General features: G+C 57.2%; 11 protein-coding genes. 9 read left to right on the plus strand and 2 right to left on the minus strand.

Translation table 11 applies throughout. The annotated features are described in order from the left end of the window. Nucleotide 1: 1 nt before the first annotated feature. Both RSE16_09880 and alr read left to right on the plus strand, forming a co-directional pair. A complete protein-coding gene (locus RSE16_09880) occupies nucleotides 2-1,588 on the plus strand; it encodes an MFS transporter (protein ID WRH75021.1) in 1,587 nt (528 codons plus the stop codon). Next, nucleotides 1,585-2,625, plus strand: a complete 1,041-nt coding sequence (gene alr / locus RSE16_09885) for an alanine racemase (protein WRH75022.1) — start codon at nucleotides 1,585-1,587, stop codon at nucleotides 2,623-2,625. Before RSE16_09880 ends, alr begins: the two co-directional genes overlap by 4 nt. Before the next feature lie 131 nt (nucleotides 2,626-2,756). Here the strand turns inward: alr and RSE16_09890 are convergent, their stop codons facing one another. Next, nucleotides 2,757-5,981, minus strand: coding sequence for a TonB-dependent receptor (locus RSE16_09890; protein WRH75023.1), 3,225 nt, complete (start codon nucleotides 5,979-5,981; stop codon nucleotides 2,757-2,759). A 424-nt stretch (nucleotides 5,982-6,405) separates the two neighbouring features. Between RSE16_09890 and phaR the strand changes: the two genes are divergently transcribed. Genes phaR through RSE16_09905 form a run of 3 tightly spaced genes read left to right on the plus strand, consistent with a single transcriptional unit; the run spans nucleotide 6,406 to nucleotide 10,836 of the window. Further along, nucleotides 6,406-6,957 (plus strand): polyhydroxyalkanoate synthesis repressor PhaR, encoded by a 552-nt coding sequence (gene phaR / locus RSE16_09895; GenBank protein WRH75024.1) that lies wholly within the window; start codon nucleotides 6,406-6,408, stop codon nucleotides 6,955-6,957. Nucleotides 6,958-7,004: 47 nt separating this feature from the next. Then, a complete protein-coding gene (gene proS, locus RSE16_09900) occupies nucleotides 7,005-8,531 on the plus strand; it encodes a proline--tRNA ligase (protein WRH75025.1) in 1,527 nt (508 codons plus the stop codon). Continuing rightward, a complete protein-coding gene (locus tag RSE16_09905) occupies nucleotides 8,515-10,836 on the plus strand; it encodes a VacB/RNase II family 3'-5' exoribonuclease (GenBank protein WRH75026.1) in 2,322 nt (773 codons plus the stop codon). The genes proS and RSE16_09905 overlap by 17 nt, the downstream gene beginning before the upstream one ends. 1 nt (nucleotide 10,837) lies before the next feature. Here the strand turns inward: RSE16_09905 and RSE16_09910 are convergent, their stop codons facing one another. Then, complete coding sequence (locus RSE16_09910) at nucleotides 10,838-11,293, minus strand: universal stress protein (protein ID WRH75027.1); 456 nt, start codon at nucleotides 11,291-11,293, stop codon at nucleotides 10,838-10,840. Nucleotides 11,294-11,449: 156 nt separating this feature from the next. Between RSE16_09910 and RSE16_09915 the strand changes: the two genes are divergently transcribed. The 4 genes from RSE16_09915 (at nucleotide 11,450) to RSE16_09930 (ending at nucleotide 15,930) form a co-directional block, all read left to right on the plus strand. After that, entirely contained in the window at nucleotides 11,450-12,751 is a 1,302-nt protein-coding gene (locus RSE16_09915) for a pyruvate dehydrogenase complex dihydrolipoamide acetyltransferase (GenBank protein WRH75028.1), read from the plus strand. 1 nt (nucleotide 12,752) lies between these two features. Next, complete coding sequence (gene lpdA / locus RSE16_09920; GenBank protein WRH75029.1) at nucleotides 12,753-14,168, plus strand: dihydrolipoyl dehydrogenase; 1,416 nt, start codon at nucleotides 12,753-12,755, stop codon at nucleotides 14,166-14,168. Between the two features lie 137 nt (nucleotides 14,169-14,305). After that, nucleotides 14,306-15,214 carry an aminotransferase class IV gene (locus tag RSE16_09925; GenBank protein ID WRH75030.1) on the plus strand — a complete coding sequence of 303 codons (909 nt, stop codon included), beginning with the start codon at nucleotides 14,306-14,308 and terminating at the stop codon, nucleotides 15,212-15,214. Continuing rightward, a complete protein-coding gene (locus RSE16_09930; GenBank protein WRH75031.1) occupies nucleotides 15,211-15,930 on the plus strand; it encodes an HAD family hydrolase in 720 nt (239 codons plus the stop codon). Before RSE16_09925 ends, RSE16_09930 begins: the two co-directional genes overlap by 4 nt. The last annotated feature ends 67 nt before the right edge of the window (nucleotides 15,931-15,997 follow it).

The raw sequence follows: 15,997 nt of genomic DNA on the forward strand, positions 1-15,997 counted from the left end.
AATGGCGACCGCACAGACTGCGAATGAGGGCGTTATTGATCCTAAGCGGGACAGGCTGGTCATCACCGCCTCGTCGCTTGGCACTGTTTTCGAATGGTATGACTTTTTCGTCTACGGCATTTTGAGCGCGTTGATCGCCAAATTGTTTTTCCCTTCCGACAACCCGACTGCCGCCATGCTGGCCAGCCTAGCGGTGTTCGGCGCGGGTTTTGGTGTGCGTCCGCTTGGCGCGATTATATTCGGCTATCTGGGTGACAAGATCGGACGGAAATATACCTTCCTCGTCACGATCTCGCTGATGGGCGTTGCGACTGCTGCGATCGGCCTGCTCCCGACATTTGAAACGGCGGGTCTTTGGGCCGCAGGGCTGCTGTTGCTGCTGCGGTGCCTGCAGGGATTGGCGCTGGGCGGTGAATATGGCGGCGCGGCGATCTATGTCGCGGAACATGCGCCCAAGGGCAAGCGTGGGCAATATACCAGTTGGATCCAGGCATCGGTTGCGGGTGGCTTCCTCCTCGCTGTTGTTGTCGTACTGGCGACCCGCTCGATCATGACGCCCGAAGCGTTTGAGGCATGGGGATGGCGCGTACCCTTTCTGATCTCGGTCCTGCTTTTGGCCATATCGCTCTGGATCCGCTTGCAGCTTTCCGAAAGCCCGGTGTTCAAGGCGATGAAAGAAGCCGGCACGACATCGAAAAATCCCTTTGTCGAAAGCTTCCAATATCCCGGCAATATCAAGCGCATTTTGGTGGCGCTGTTCGGCGTCGCTGCCGGCCTGACGGTGATCTATTACACCTCTCAATTCGGTACGCTCTATTTCCTTACCGGAACTGCGCGTGTGCCGGAAACCGATGCGCTGGGCTATATGGCCGTCGGCGCGTTGCTTGCCGCCCCGCTCTATGTCGCGGCAGGCTGGCTGTCTGATCATTATGGCCGCAAGAAGATGCTGCTCATCGGCTACGCCTTGACCATGCTGCTCACCTTTCCGTTGTTCCACGCCATGGCAGATGCGGCAAATCCGGCTTTGGCCAAGGCAAGTGCAACATCACCGGTAACGATTGTGATGCCCGAATGCGACTGGAGCATCGTTGCCACCAAACAGACAACCGAATGCGGAAAGGCGCTTAATTTCCTTTCAAAGCGCGGGATCAGCTATGCAAAGGAAAGCGGCAGCGAGATTATTTTGAAAGTGGGCGCTGCCGAGGTCAAAGGCTTTGACGAAAAAGCCTATGTCGCAGCACTCGAAGCAGCCGGTTATCCTGATAAGTCTGATCCTGAACAGCGCAATCCCTGGATCATCATTGGCGCCGTTGCGGCGCTGGTTGCACTCTCGGCAATGACCTATGGTCAGGTTGCCGCTATCCTTGTCGAACTGTTCCCGGCCAAGATTCGCTATACCTCCATGTCGATCCCCTATCATATCGGCACAGGCTATTTTGGCGGATTCCTGCCCTTCATCTCGCAATATATCGTGGTGAAGACCGGCGGGGCGTTTAATGGGCTTTGGTATACCATCGGCGTAGTCGCGATGGCCTTCATCGTTTCGCTGTTCTGGCTGCCCGAAAACAAGGACAAGGAACTGGATTGAGCTTTTCTTCGCCTATCCGGCTGAGGCTCGATGGCGGGGCTCTGGCTGAAAACTGGAGCACATTGGCAAGGCTGAGCGGCAATGCGGCGACCGGCGCTGCCGTGAAGGCCAATGGCTATGGCCTTGGCGCGCGCGAAGTTGCTGCGCGGTTGTGGAAGGCCGGCTGCCGGGATTTCTTCGTCGCCCATTGGGCCGAGGCAGAAGCCATTGCAGACATCATACCCGCAGAACGGATCGCAGTGCTTAATGGTGCGGGTGCAGCGGATATTTCCGCAGCCATGCAATTGGGTGCGATTCCCGTGCTCAACACCCCCGCCCAGCTTTCTGCTTGGCGTCAGGCTCGCGGGGGGCGTTGCCATGTGATGCTCGACAGCGGGATCAACAGGCTGGGTATTGGTCCGGAACAGCTTAAGGCAGGGCTGTTGGACGGGCTTGATATCGACATATTGATGTCGCACCTTGCGTCCGCGGACGAGGATAGCCCCCAGAATCCCGCCCAATTGGCGCGATTTCAGAAAATGACCGCCGGCTTGCCCTACAAACGGAAGAGCTTTGCCAACAGCGCGGGTATCATTCTGGGTAGCGATTATCATTTTGACCTCACCCGGCCCGGTGTTGCGCTTTATGGCGGCATCGCGCGCGCCGAACTCGCCGGACTTATCCGTCCCGTTGTCGGCATCGAGGCCCGTGTACTTCAGCTCCGCTGCCTTCAGGCCGGCGATGCGATCGGGTATAATGCAACCCATAAATGCAATGCGCCCACACGGGTTGCAACAATCGCGATGGGCTATGCCGACGGCTATTGGCGGGGCTTCTCGTCAAAGGGCAGGGTGCGGACTGGCGAACATTGGCTCCCCGTGTTGGGCAGGGTGTCAATGGACCTTGTCACGATTGACGCCAGCGCAGCGCCCGGTCTTGCCGAGGGCGACTGGGTGGCAGTGGACTTTGATCTGACGGCTGCGTCAGCTGTGACCGGCAAGTCACCCTATGAATTGCTAACCGGGCTGGGGCAACGGGCCGAGCGGATCTGGGCCTGACCAACTGACATCGTAATTTCGGGTTTGAATGGGGCAGGTTGCTCCGCCGCGGCTTTTTAAATCTCCGGCGTTTAAGGACACAAAAAAAGGGCGCCACATGGGCGCCCTTTCTTTTTCAGGTTTTAAACCGCTTACCAGTTGGCGCTGAAGCCAAGGAAGAAGTTGCGGCCGAAGCTGTCGAACGGATCGCCACCAGCGGTACCGAGCAGGCCGAGCGGCGGCTGACGGTCGAGCAGGTTGCTAACACCACCGTACAGACGGAACTTTTCAGCAACGCTGAAGCCCACGCGGATGTCATGATAGATGACGTCCGGATACCATACCCGCGGGAAGGCGTCGGCATTGTTCGGCGCAATCTTGACCAGCGAACCGGCGGTGCAAGGCACTGCTGTACCGTTCAAAGTGCCACCCGTGTTCGGCGTCACACCCGAAGCCGGGCAAAGACCGGTGTAGGAGTTCTGCGTTTCGTAAGACGCAATCGTCTGCTTGCCGATGTAGCGCGCAGAATAGCGGATGTCGAAATCACCGAAATCATAGTCAAAGATGAAGCTGCCGGCCCACTGCGGGTCGCCAAGTTCGCTCAACTGACGGTTCGGTTCAGTCGGACGGGTCGGATCGGTGAAGTTGTTCAGCGCTTGAACGCGGGTTGCGATCAGGCTGAGACGGATCCGGTCACCATTGTCGAAGGTCTTACGATAGTCGAGATCGAAGTCCATGCCCTTGGTGCGCTGAGCCGCAAAGTTGACGCCGCCCGAAATCACAGCCGGTTCAGCGAACAGGCCGGTCGAGGGGTCACGATTGACGGTGGAGCAGAAGGGATTGGCAAGCGTTTCGCTATCATAGCAGAGGCTGATGATCGTCTGCGCACCGAGCGTAGCAATCAGGTCCTCAACCTTGATGTTGTAATAGTCGACGGTGAAGGTCAGGCCAGGGATGAACCGCGGCTTGATGACTGCACCAATGGTCAAGCTCTTGCCACGCTCTTCGGTCAGGGTCGGGTTGCCGCCTGATTCAAAACCGGTCGAGAATGCACGCGCCGTGCAGTTCACCCAAGGCGTACCGACAGTGGTACCGAAGGACGAACCGGCGCAAGCTGCTGCGGTTGCTGCAGTGATCGTGGTCGGAACGCCAGCGGCAGCACAGTTGGCTGCACGGTTCGGACCTGCGACGATGTTCACCGAGTCACAAGGATCGCTGATGAAGGCGAAGTTCTGCGACAGGGGCGAGAACAGGTCGCTCTGCGTCGGCGCACGGACCGAAGTCGCGTAAGCAGCGCGGAAGCGGATGTCCTCGATCGGAGCGTAGATGCCCTGGATGTTGTAGGCATAGACGGTTCCAACGCTGGCGCCAGCACCGCTATAGTCAGACACACGACCAGCAACATTGACCGACAGTTCCTGCGCGAACAGGGTGTCCTTCAGAAGCGGGAAGAAGACTTCACCATAAGCTTCCTTCACCTTCAGCGCAGGCGGACGGAAATCCTGGAGCGCGTTGAGGAAGGTACGGCCATCCGAGGTGATGTCGTCATAATCGACATTCGCCTTTTCTTCGCGATACTCGGCTCCAGCCGCGAATGCGATCGGACCGCCGGGAAGTTCGAACAGTTGCGACAGGTCACCACCGACAAATGCCGAACCAACCATCTGGCTGGCGAATTCGGTGTTGATGCTCGGACGATGCGAGAAAGCAATTGCTTCCGGCGTAGCGAGACCCGAACCGAAGATGTTGATCGGAACGCAATCCGGGCGAACGTTGGTCACGGCGTTGACGGCGCAGACCACATTCTGACCGGCAGCGTTGCGGGCAACGTTGGTGCCGGTGAAGCCGGCAGGTGCACGAACGGCATCAAGCGCGAGCAGATAGCCATCGGGGTTGCCGTTTTCGTCGAACAGATAGAGGTTGCGATCGTTGCGGCCAACGGCTTCGAAACGGCCATAGTTGAACGCGACTTCATATTTCCAGTCGTCGTTGAACGTGCCTTCAACACCTGCAACTGCACGATAGGTTTCGCGGGTTCCGAAGAACTTACGACCACCGAAATCGACGTTGAAGCGCGAAACGTTCAATGTGCCGGTTGCGGTGTTGGTGCAGACGCCGAAGCTTTGCAGCGTTGCGAGTGCAGCCGCGCTCAGGAAAGCGTTGCTGCAGCGCAGGTTGTTGCCGCCACCGAAGAAGCCGGGGATGGTGCCCTGCTGGAAGCTGGGCTGGCCTTCGCCGGATGCATTCACGCGAACATATTTGGCTTCGATGAACGGACGGAACGCATCCGAAACGTCAAAATGGCCGAGCACGTTGAACGCGTAACGATCAACTTCTGCAAGAAGGCTGCCGGTGTCGCGCAGGGTTGAGCCGATGCCGCCAATCTGGTTGCCGCTGCCGAAAGCAGAGAAAGCCTGGGTCGGGGTGTCGATGACAACATCACCAGCATCGTTGAAGCGCAGGTAACGGCGCGTTGCGCTCGAAGCTGCGTCAAGAGCACCGATGGTGCCAGCGTTGCTGATTGCAGCATTCTTCACGCCGCAGAAGAAGGTGTTGTCGGGGATGCCATCGCCCGCTGCCGGTTCGCCAGTTGCGATTTCCGAAGCGTTATATTGGCAACGACCGCTCAATGCACCGGTCAGCTCATCGCGCTGGCGGAAGTAAAGCGGCTGCTGACGGGTATATTCAACTGCACCCGTGATGTTACCACGACCGTCGGCAAAGTTGGTGCCGGCGAGTGCGCTGACAAAATAAGTTCCACGATCACCACGTGAAGAAAGACCGCTCTGGCCGTTCAGCTTGATGCCGTCGAAATCTTTCCGCATCACGAAGTTGACGACGCCTGCAACAGCGTCCGAACCATAAATGGCCGAGTTGCCGCCGGTGACGATGTCGATACGCTCAACAAGATCGATCGGAATGGTGTTGACGTCAAAACCATTGTCGCCGGGCGACGAAGTGACATGGCGGCGGCCATTGACGAGAACGAGCGTACGGTCAGTGCCGAGGCCGCGAAGGTCAAGAAGGCTGAGGCCCGCAGTACCGATGAAGCGGCTTGAGTTACCAGCCGAGAAGGTCGAGCGGAGCGACGGAAGGTCGTTCAGCGCGTCACCGAGCGAAACTTCACCCGTACCGGTGATGTCATCGACGGTTACCGAAGTCAGCGGAACCGCTGATTCGAGTGTCGGACGCGAAATGCGCGAACCGGTGACGAGAATGGGGGCGCTGCCCTCTTCCTCTTCGGCTGCGTCTTCGTCATCGTCACTGGACGACGCCGGAGGTGTCTGGTCGTCGGCCGACTGAGCCAACGCCGGAACGGCGGTAAACATTGCAAGACCGAGCAAAGAGCCGGTCACGAGCAAACGCGACTTCTTCATTCTTAGGAACTCCCCAGTTCGAGAATCAAATTTCCGTAATTTTTCGCCCTAAGACTAGAGCATGGGCGCGTGCAAGCGTCTTGGCCACTGCGATGGCCTTTTTGCAACGATGTTGCCAATGCGCCACACAGCAATAACACTGTGTGGATTTTGCGTGAGACAAGAAAGCTTCGCAACATCCCTGCCTGACGAAATTTCGTTTCAAATGATACGATAATGATATTCGGATGTTTCATTTGGTCGTTTGGGCATCCGTTCAGCGCAAATTCATTTTTTCTGCTCGAAAAAAAAGTGCTCTCAGCAAAGTTGCAACATTTGCGCCTTGCATGCGGTAATCGAGCCGGGTTTTGACGCTTTTCAGCGTTTTTGTTGCAGTGCACCACCGTCTGGTGCTAGGTGCCGCGCTCTTCGAGGGAAAACTGGAATGGCACGCAAAAGCGCAACCGTTGCGGATGGCGATCCGATCATCATCAAGAAATACGCGAACCGTCGGCTCTACAACACGCAATCGTCGAAATATATCACGCTGGACTTCTTGGCCGAGCTGACGCGCAAAGACGTTGAATTCAAGGTTGTCGATGCAAAGACGGGTGATGATATCACCCATAGCGTTCTGACCCAGATCATCATGGAAGAAGAAACCGGCGGGCAGGGAATGCTCCCCGTCAGCTTCCTGCGCCAGATCATCGCGCTCTATGGCGACTCGATGCAGGGGTTGGTTCCCCAATTTCTCGAAAGTTCGATGGACAATTTCCGCAAGAACCAGAAACAGGTTCAGAATGTGATCGAAACTGCGCTGACTTCTGGGCCTTTCGGACATATTGCCAAGCAGAATATCGAAATGATGCGCGCCGCACGCGATGCCTTCATGCCGAACCTTGGCGGTGGCAAGCAGGCCGGCGACGACAATATCGATGATCTTAAGCGGCAGATGGCCGAACTTCAGGCGAAGATCGACAAGCTGTCGCAACGCTGACACCTCGCCAGTTGCGATTGCGGCGGTGACCCGCTAGGGCCGGCGCCATGAAACACGCCTTATCCGTCACCCGCCAACAAAATTTCGCCGCCTGGTATCAGGAGGTCATATCCGAAGCCGATCTTGCCGAGGAATCGGGGGTTCGCGGCTGCATGGTTATCCGCCCATGGGGTTATGGCATTTGGGAACGCATCCAGAAATTGATGGATGCCGAAATCAAGAAGGCAGGGGTCGATAACTGCTATTTCCCCCTATTCATCCCGCTGTCTTTCTTTGAAAAAGAGGCGGACCATGTCGAAGGCTTTGCCAAGGAGATGGCTGTCGTAACACATCACCGCCTCGTCGGTGACGGCAAGGGCAAACTGGTCCCCGATCCGGAATCGAAACTGGAAGAGCCCTTGGTCGTGCGGCCGACATCGGAAACAGTGATCGGTGCCGCCATGAGCCGCTGGGTGCAAAGCTGGCGTGATCTGCCGCTGATGGTCAACCAATGGGCAAATGTCGTGCGTTGGGAAATGCGCACCCGTATGTTCCTGCGCACCAGCGAGTTCCTCTGGCAGGAGGGGCATACCGCGCATGTCGACCGCGACGACGCGATGAATGAAACCATGCGCGCCCTGGAAATGTATCGCGCCTTTGCCGAAGGCCCGCTGGCCATGCCGGTCATGGCGGGTGAAAAGCCCGAAAATGAACGTTTTCCGGGTGCCGTTGCAACCTATTCGATAGAAGCCATGATGCAGGATGGCAAAGCACTTCAGGCTGGCACCTCGCATTATCTTGGCACCGGCTTTTCTGAAGCCGCTGGCATTAAATATCAGGACAAGGAAGGCGGGCAGCAATTTGCCCATACCACCAGCTGGGGCGTATCTACCCGCCTGATCGGCGGCGTGATCATGACGCATGGCGATGATGACGGCTTGCGCTGTCCCCCGCAAGTTGCGCCTTGGCAGATTGTGATCGTGCCGATGTTGCGGGACGATGATGGCGATGCCGCCGTGCTTGAATATTGCCGTAACCTCTCGCGCGAACTTGGTTCGCTCAGCGCCTTCGGAGAGCCTGTGCGCGTCCTTTTGGATACCAAGGCAACAAAAGCGGCGAACAAGCGTTGGTCATGGGTGAAGAAAGGTGCGCCCCTGATCGTCGAGGTTGGCCCGCGCGATGTCGCCGACGGCAAGGCTGCGGTGCTGCGCCGTGACCGGCTTTACAAAGATGACGGTAAGCTTGCGACGGCCTTCACGCCGCGCGCCGAATTTGTTGCCGCTGCATCGGCAATGTTGGAGGATATCCAGTCCAATCTGTACAATGAGGCAAAGGCACGGCTTGACGGGAATATCCGTCGCGATGTCTCCGACCTTGCGGCGCATTATCAAGGCGATGAGGCCAAGTTTGCAGGCTGGGTCGAGGTGCAATGGGCCCGCCCTAGCGGCGACGCGCTCGACAAGATTGTCGAACAACTGAAAGCGCTGAAGTTAACGATGCGCAACGCGCCTTTGGATGCAGCGCCGGCCGACGGACCCTGTTTCTTCTCAGGCGCGCCAGCGGTGGAACGTATCCTTATTGGCCGGACTTACTGATTTGGCGCGAAAGCCGCGCCACCAGCCGGGACTTCCCACCCGCGAGCAGATACTCGAATTTATCGAGCAATCGAAAGAGCCGGCAGGCAAGCGGGAGATATCGCGCGGATTTGGCCTGCATGGCAGCGACAAGATCGCGCTTAAGGCTTTGTTGCGTGACATGACCGACGAAGGGCTGATCGATGCAGCTCCGGGCAGGGCCTTTCACAAGATGGGCGGGGTCCCGCGCGTTACTGTCCTCAAAATCGTCGATGTTGATGGCAATCAGTTGATCGCAATACCCGAACGGTGGGAAGCAGAAGGTGTGCCCCCACCCAAATTGCGGGTGATCGAACGCGGCCGCAGGGGCGCGTTGGGTATTGGCGATCGTATCCTTGCCCGCACTGAAGAGGCCGGCTCCAGCTGGATCGCCCATCCGATGAAGAAGCTTGCCAAAGCGAGCGAACAGATATTGGGCGTTGTCGAGGATGGAGGAAACGGCCGTTTCTGGCTGAAATCGACGGACAAAAAGGCCCGTTTTGACACTCCCCTTTTCGAATTGGGTGAAGCAAAGCCTGGCGATCTCGTCTTGGCGGAACTGGGCGGGCGCGCCGGACAGAAAAAGGCGAAGGTAACTGAACTGTTGGGTGATCCTTTTGCCCCCAAAAGTTTCAGCCTGATCGCGATCCATAAATTCGGCATTCCATTCGAAATTCCACAAGAAGTCGAGGATGAAGCCGCGACTGTCCACGATCTGCCGGTCACGGCTGAGCATCGTGAAGATCTACGTCACCTGCCCATTATCGCGATCGATCCACGCGATGCCCGCGATTTTGACGATGCTGTCTGGGCAATTGCTGATGACGACCCCAAAAATCCAGGTGGCTTTAACGCGATCGTCGCGATTGCTGATGTCAGCTACTATGTCCGTCCGGGAAGCGTACTCGATCGGGAGGCGGCTAAGCGCGGTAACAGTGTCTATTTTCCCGACCGCGTGGTGCCGATGTTGCCGCACGCACTATCATCGGATAAATGTTCACTGCGGGCAGGAGAGGATCGTGCAGTCCTAGCCTGCCATATGCAGATCGATGCTGGCGGTCATGTGACGTCATGGCGTTTCGCGCGCGCTATCGCCTGCATTTCTGCCAATATTCCTTATGAAGATGCGCAGGCTGCGATTGATGGCACATTGGATCACCCGATGCTCGAAAGTGCGCTCAAGCCATTGTGGGCCTGCTGGGCGCTTCTCAAAAAGGCTCGCGACAGTCGCAATCCACTTGGCATTGATATGCCCGAAAGGCGGATCGCGCTTGATGATAAGGGCAGGGTGATCGGCGTTGCTGTGCGCGCCCATCTTGATGCGCATCAGGTGATCGAGGATTTCATGATTGCCGCCAATGTGGCCGCGGCAAAGGCGCTGGAAGGCAAGAAATCGCCGCTTATTTATCGTGTCCATGAACCACCGGCGCGCGAGAAACTGGTCGCGCTGAAAGATTATCTCAAAACCTTCGATATTGAATTCACGCTGGGCCAAGTGATCCGCCCGTCCACCTTCAATGCGATTATCGCGAAGGTGCGGGATTCTGACGAGATATTGCCGCAAATCATGGAGGCGGTGCTGCGCAGCCAGACACAGGCTTATTATACTCCGCAAAATGCGGGCCATTTTGGCCTCGCATTGGGCAGCTATGCGCATTTCACATCGCCGATCCGCCGCTATGCCGACCTCATTGTTCATCGCGCACTCGTCAGCGCCTATGAACTTGAAATGCCGGCGCCGAAAGACAAGGTAATCAAGTCTGTTACAGGGCTTTCCTCGAAAGATTTCGAGCGGCTTGACGTCACATCGGAAATGATCAGCCGCGCAGAACGCAGGGCGATGGAGGCCGAGCGGGAGACGGTAGATCGCTATGTTGCAGCCTATCTTGCTGCGCAGATTGGCGAGATCATTGATGCCCGGATCACGGGCGTCCAGAATTTCGGCTTTTTCGCGACAGTGGAAGCGATCGGTGGCGACGGGCTCGTCCCTGTCTCGACGCTGGGTGCCGAACGGTTCAATTATGACGAATCCAGTCAGACATTGACCGGCGAAGAAAGCGGAGATGAGTATCGCCCGGGCATGCGTCTGAAACTCAGGCTGGCCGAGGCAAATCCGGTTTCCGGAGCGCTGCGTTTCGAATTGCCCGAAGGCGGAAGTTATGCCCCCTCCCGAATGGAGCGTCCGTCAGGTGTCAGGCACAAGGGTAAGCAGATAGCTGGCAAGCATATGGCAGGGAAGCGTGGACGGCCGGGTAACATCCGCCATCAGGGCAAGAAACGCCGCTAAATCAGCTTAGTTCGTCAATCTGTTCATCATTGAGCGACCCGGGAATGACCATTACCGGGCAGCGCATCGTGCCTGCATTATTGCCGGTGAAATGTGCTACCATCGGGCCGGGGTTACCCTGCGCCGCCGCACCCAGAACGAGCGCGGCGATTTCCGGATGGGCATCCAGCATGTCTTTCACGACCTCGACGCCTTCACCATCGCGGATCGTGATCTGTGGCTGCAAACCAAGTTCGTCAAAGATTGTACCCGCGGCTGTAGAGACAAGTTCTTCGGCCTTTTCGCGGTTTTCAGCCTCCATCGTGGCCTGCACGCCGCCCCATGCGACGAAATCCGCCTTTTCGATTAACGCAAGGATGTGCACTGCGCCGCCGGTTTTTGCCGCACGGCGCGATGCAAAGCGCAGCGCAAGACGCGCTTCTTCGCTTTCATCGATAACGACCAAATAGGTGCGCATGGTTGTTTCCCCGAAACCCCGCCCAATGTCATAAGACGTGAATTCGTATAGCCTGCGCGAAAATGGCTGGCTGTGCAAGCACAAGCCGCTTGACGCTGGGGAAAGCAAGCCCTTATGCCGCCCCGATATTCGAGACCATATTGACAGGATTCCTGCATGCCAATCGAGCTCAAAATGCCCGCTTTGTCCCCGACGATGGAAGAGGGCACGCTTGCCCGCTGGCTCGTTAAAGAAGGAGACAGCGTTTCGTCGGGCGATTTGATCGCCGAGATTGAGACTGACAAAGCCACGATGGAGTTCGAAGCGGTCGATGAAGGCGTGATTTCGAAGATCATGGTTGCTGAAGGTACCGATGGCGTGAAGGTCGGCACCGTTATCGCGCTGATTACAGGCGAAGATGAAGACGCCGCGCCCGTAAAGCCTGCAGCGGCTCCTGTTGCAAAGGCAGCAGCGCCAGCGCCCAAGGTTGAAGTGGCCGCCCCGCCGCCGACGCCCGCTCCAGTCAGTGCACCGGTTTCCGCAGCCTCTGCGGATGAACGTATCAAAGCCAGCCCCTTGGCGAAGCGTCTTGCGGCGGAACGCGGTATCGATCTCGCGACGCTGACTGGAACCGGTCCCGGCGGCCGTATCGTGAAGGAAGATGTCGATGCAGCCGGTTCTGGAACTGCATCTGCAGTTCAGGCAACGGCATCGCAGGCGCCAGTCGCGGCTGCCGCACCAGTCGCGCCAACTGTGGCGGCTGCACCTGCTGCAATCCCCGATTTCGGCATCCCGCACGAGGTGGTCAAGCTCAGCAATATGCGCAAAACAATTGCGCGCCGCTTGACCCAATCGATGCAAGAGGCGCCCCATATCTACTTGACGGTCGATATCCGCCTCGACGCGCTCCTGAAGCTGCGCGGTGAGCTCAACGCCAGCCTTGAAAGCCGCGGAGTGAAGCTGTCGGTCAACGATATGCTTATAAAGGCGCTCGCACTTGCGCTTATCCAGGTGCCTAAGTGCAATGTCTCCTTCGCGGGAGACACGATGCTGCAATATAGCCGCGCCGATATCAGCGTCGCAGTATCGATCCCCACCGGCCTGATCACGCCGATCATAGTCGATGCTGCGAACAAGTCGCTCTCAACGATATCGACCGAAATCTCTGCACTTGCTGCCAAAGCCAAGGACGGCAAATTGCAGCCGCATGAATATCAGGGCGGCACTGCCTCCATCTCCAATATGGGCATGATGGGCATCAAGCATTTCACCGCCGTCATCAACCCGCCGCAGGCGATGATCATGGCAATCGGTGCCGGCGAGAAGCGCCCCTATGTGGTCGACGATGCGCTGGCGATTGCGACCGTGATGAGCGCCACTGGCAGCTTCGACCACCGTGCAATCGATGGCGCCGATGGCGCCGAATTCATGAAGGTATTCAAGGAGTTGATCGAGAAGCCGTTGGGGTTGGTGGCGTAATATGGCAGATAATTACGACCTTATCGTCCTGGGCTCCGGCCCCGGTGGCTATGTGGCCGCTATCCGGGCTGCGCAGCTTGGGCTGAGAACCGCGATTGTCGAGCGCGAAAATCTCGGCGGCATCTGCCTCAACTGGGGCTGTATCCCGACCAAAGCGTTGCTGCGTTCGGCGGAAATCTATCACTATATGCAACATGCGGGCGATTATGGCTTGAAAGCGGAAAAGATCACCGCCGATCTGGATGCCATTGTCAAACGTTCGCGTGGTGTGGCGAGCAAGCTCAATCAGGGCATAGCCCATCTGATGAAGAAGAATAAAATCGACGTCCATATGGGCGATGGCGTGTTGAAGTCCCCCACGTCGGTTGCCGTGACCAAAGATGGTACTACAACCACGCTTGCAGCCAAGAATATCATCATTGCCACAGGCGCAAGAGCGCGGGATCTGCCGAAGCTGAAAGCCGATGGAAAGCGGGTATGGACCTATCGCCACGCGATGGTGCCCACCGAATTGCCGACAAAGTTGCTGGTCATTGGTTCGGGTGCCATCGGTATCGAATTTGCCAGTTTCTACAATGATCTGGGCAGCGATGTGACGGTTGTCGAGATGATGGATCGCATCGTTCCCGTCGAAGACGCCGATGTCTCAGCCTTTCTTGAAAAGGCACTGGCCAAACAGGGCATTAAAATCATGACCAAGGCGAGCATCAGCACTATTGCGGCGGATGACAGCGGCGTAAAGGCGACGATAAAGGACAAGGATGGCAAGGAAAACAGCCATGAATTCAGCCATGTCATCGTCGCAATCGGTATCGTGCCCAATGTCGAAAATATCGGGCTGGAAACGCTGAATATCGAGCCGGATCAACGTTACCACATCAAAACCGACGCGATGTGCCGTACAAATGTTCCGGGCGTCTATGCTATTGGTGATGTGATCCAGGGTCCATGGCTGGCGCACAAGGCGAGCCATGAAGGCGTGATCGCGGCCGAAGCCATTGCCCAAAGTCTCGGTAATATGGACGCGCACCCACATCCTATGGACCCGCGCAACATTCCGGGTTGTACCTATTGCCATCCGCAGGTTGCTTCCGTCGGGCTCACCGAAGCCAAGGCCAAGGAAGCAGGCTATGATGTGCGCGTCGGCAACTTCCCGTTCATCGGTAATGGCAAGGCCATCGCGCTGGGTGAAGCCGAGGGCTTCATCAAGACTGTGTTTGATGCAAAGACGGGTGAGCTTTTGGGCGCTCATATGGTCGGTGCCGAAGTTACCGAGCTTATTCAGGGCTATACCATCGGCAAGACCGCCGAACTGGTTGAAGAAGACTTCATGCATACCGTCTTCCCGCATCCGACGCTTAGCGAGATGATGCACGAGAGCGTGCTCGGAGCCTATGGCAAGATGCTGCATATGTAGGCCGATTTGACCGCCGATCGGTGTGTCACCCTGAACTTGATGCAGGGTCCACTTCGTCTCTCTGCGCTTCTGTTTGCGTTGCAAGATGGATGCTGAAACAAGGTCTGCCTGACGATTCTTGAGTTTGGGGGAAAGCATTGGCCAAAGGTACGCAGGATTTCACAGCCGATCCGCGCAACGAGCGCATATTGATCAACGTCAATGGCGTGCTGACACCGCGAGCTGAGGCGGTTGTTTCTGTGTTCGACAGCGGCTTCATGCTGGGCGACGGGGTTTGGGAAGGCATCCGGGTTCACAAACGCCGCATGGCCTTTTTGAAGGAACATCTCGACCGCCTTTGGGAAGGGGCCAAGGCGATCGCAATGGATGTCGGGATCAGTCGCGAGGAGATGGTGGCCCGGCTATATGATACCATCGAAGCGAACGACATGGATAGTTGCCATATCCGCTTGATGGTCACGCGTGGGGTGCGCTCAACACCCTATCAAGACCCCCGCGTAGTGGTTTCTCCCGCGACCATCGTGATCATCGCCGAGCATAAGGAACCGCACGCGGAGGTGATCGAAAAGGGCATCACGCTATTCACCGTTCATGTCCGACGCGGCGATCCAGCGGTGCAGGATCCTAAGCTCAATTCGCACTCCAAGCTCAACTGCATCACCGCCTGCATTCAGGCGACCGAGGCAGGCGCGAATGAGGGGCTGATGCTCGATCCCCACGGCTTTGTCGCCACTTGCAATTCAACGCATTTCTTCATCGTACGCAAAGGCGAGGTGTGGACCTCCACCGGCGATTATTGTCTCGGTGGCATAACGCGCGGCAATGTGATCCGCATCTGCCGCGAAGAAGGCATTCCGGTGTTTGAGAAAAACTTCTCACTGACAGAGGTCTATGGTGCGGAAGAAGCCTTTGTCACCGGCACCTTTGCGGGCGTTGTGCCTGCACATACCATTGACGGGCGCAGAATAAGTGAGGGCAGGGGCGCGATGGTCGAACGCCTGCAAACACTCTACAAGGCGCTTGTCGAGCGGGATATTGCGGGGTGAGCGTGCGGATCGCGATGTGGTCGGGGCCACGCAATATCTCCACGGCGATGATGCGAAGCTTTTCATCGCGCGCCGATTGTGCCGTCACCGATGAACCCTTTTACGGTGCCTATCTCAAACTGACCGGCGAACCCCATGCCATGGCGGATGACATCATCGCCGATATGAATTGCGACTGGCAGTCGGTTAGTGCGACCATGCGCGGGGCGATACCGGGCGGCAAGCCTGTCTGGTACCAAAAGCATATGTCACATCACATGGAGGGGCCGGTTGGCATCGACGACTTTCCCGATCATGTTCATGTTTTCTTGGTGCGCGATCCCGACCTGATGGTGGCTAGCTATCGCCAAAAGAATGAGCTGAAAAGCGCCGACCAACTCGGCTTTGCGCGGTTGGTGGAATATCATGACCGGATTTCAGATCGCCTGGGACGTGCCGCCCCCGTGGTCGATAGCAACCGGCTGCTCGTCGATCCGGAAAAAGGATTGCGCGCGTTATGCTCGGCAATCGGCATCGAATGGGATCCAGCAATGCTCAGTTGGCCCCAAGGGCCGCACCCGTCCGATGGCATATGGGCCACGCACTGGTACAATGCCGTATGGAACAGCAGCAGTTTTGGCCCGCCCACCAAGCCTACCGAATTGGGTGCGCGCGAACGGGCGATCGCCGATCAGTGCCGTGCGCATTATGAAACGCTTTGCCGCCATTGCATCTGACGCCTGATTTTCTGCTGTCCTATTCCAGACAAAATTGGCATCTGCTTGGGCATAATCTCTAAAATGA

The organism is Sphingobium sp. (assembly GCA_035196065.1).
GTDB classification, from domain to species: Bacteria; Pseudomonadota; Alphaproteobacteria; order Sphingomonadales; family Sphingomonadaceae; genus Sphingorhabdus_B; species Sphingorhabdus_B rara.

What these genes read in the sequence shown, in the direction of transcription:
- RSE16_09880 (WRH75021.1), top strand. Translation starts at nt 2, where the DNA reads ATGGCGACCGCACAGACTGCGAATGAGGGCGTTATTGATCCTAAGCGG.
- RSE16_09910 (WRH75027.1), bottom strand. Translation starts at nt 11,293, where the DNA reads ATGCGCACCTATTTGGTCGTTATCGATGAAAGCGAAGAAGCGCGTCTT.
- RSE16_09915 (WRH75028.1), top strand. Translation starts at nt 11,450, where the DNA reads ATGCCAATCGAGCTCAAAATGCCCGCTTTGTCCCCGACGATGGAAGAG.
- RSE16_09890 (WRH75023.1), bottom strand. Translation starts at nt 5,981, where the DNA reads ATGAAGAAGTCGCGTTTGCTCGTGACCGGCTCTTTGCTCGGTCTTGCA.
- lpdA (WRH75029.1), top strand. Translation starts at nt 12,753, where the DNA reads ATGGCAGATAATTACGACCTTATCGTCCTGGGCTCCGGCCCCGGTGGC.
- phaR (WRH75024.1), top strand. Translation starts at nt 6,406, where the DNA reads ATGGCACGCAAAAGCGCAACCGTTGCGGATGGCGATCCGATCATCATC.
- proS (WRH75025.1), top strand. Translation starts at nt 7,005, where the DNA reads ATGAAACACGCCTTATCCGTCACCCGCCAACAAAATTTCGCCGCCTGG.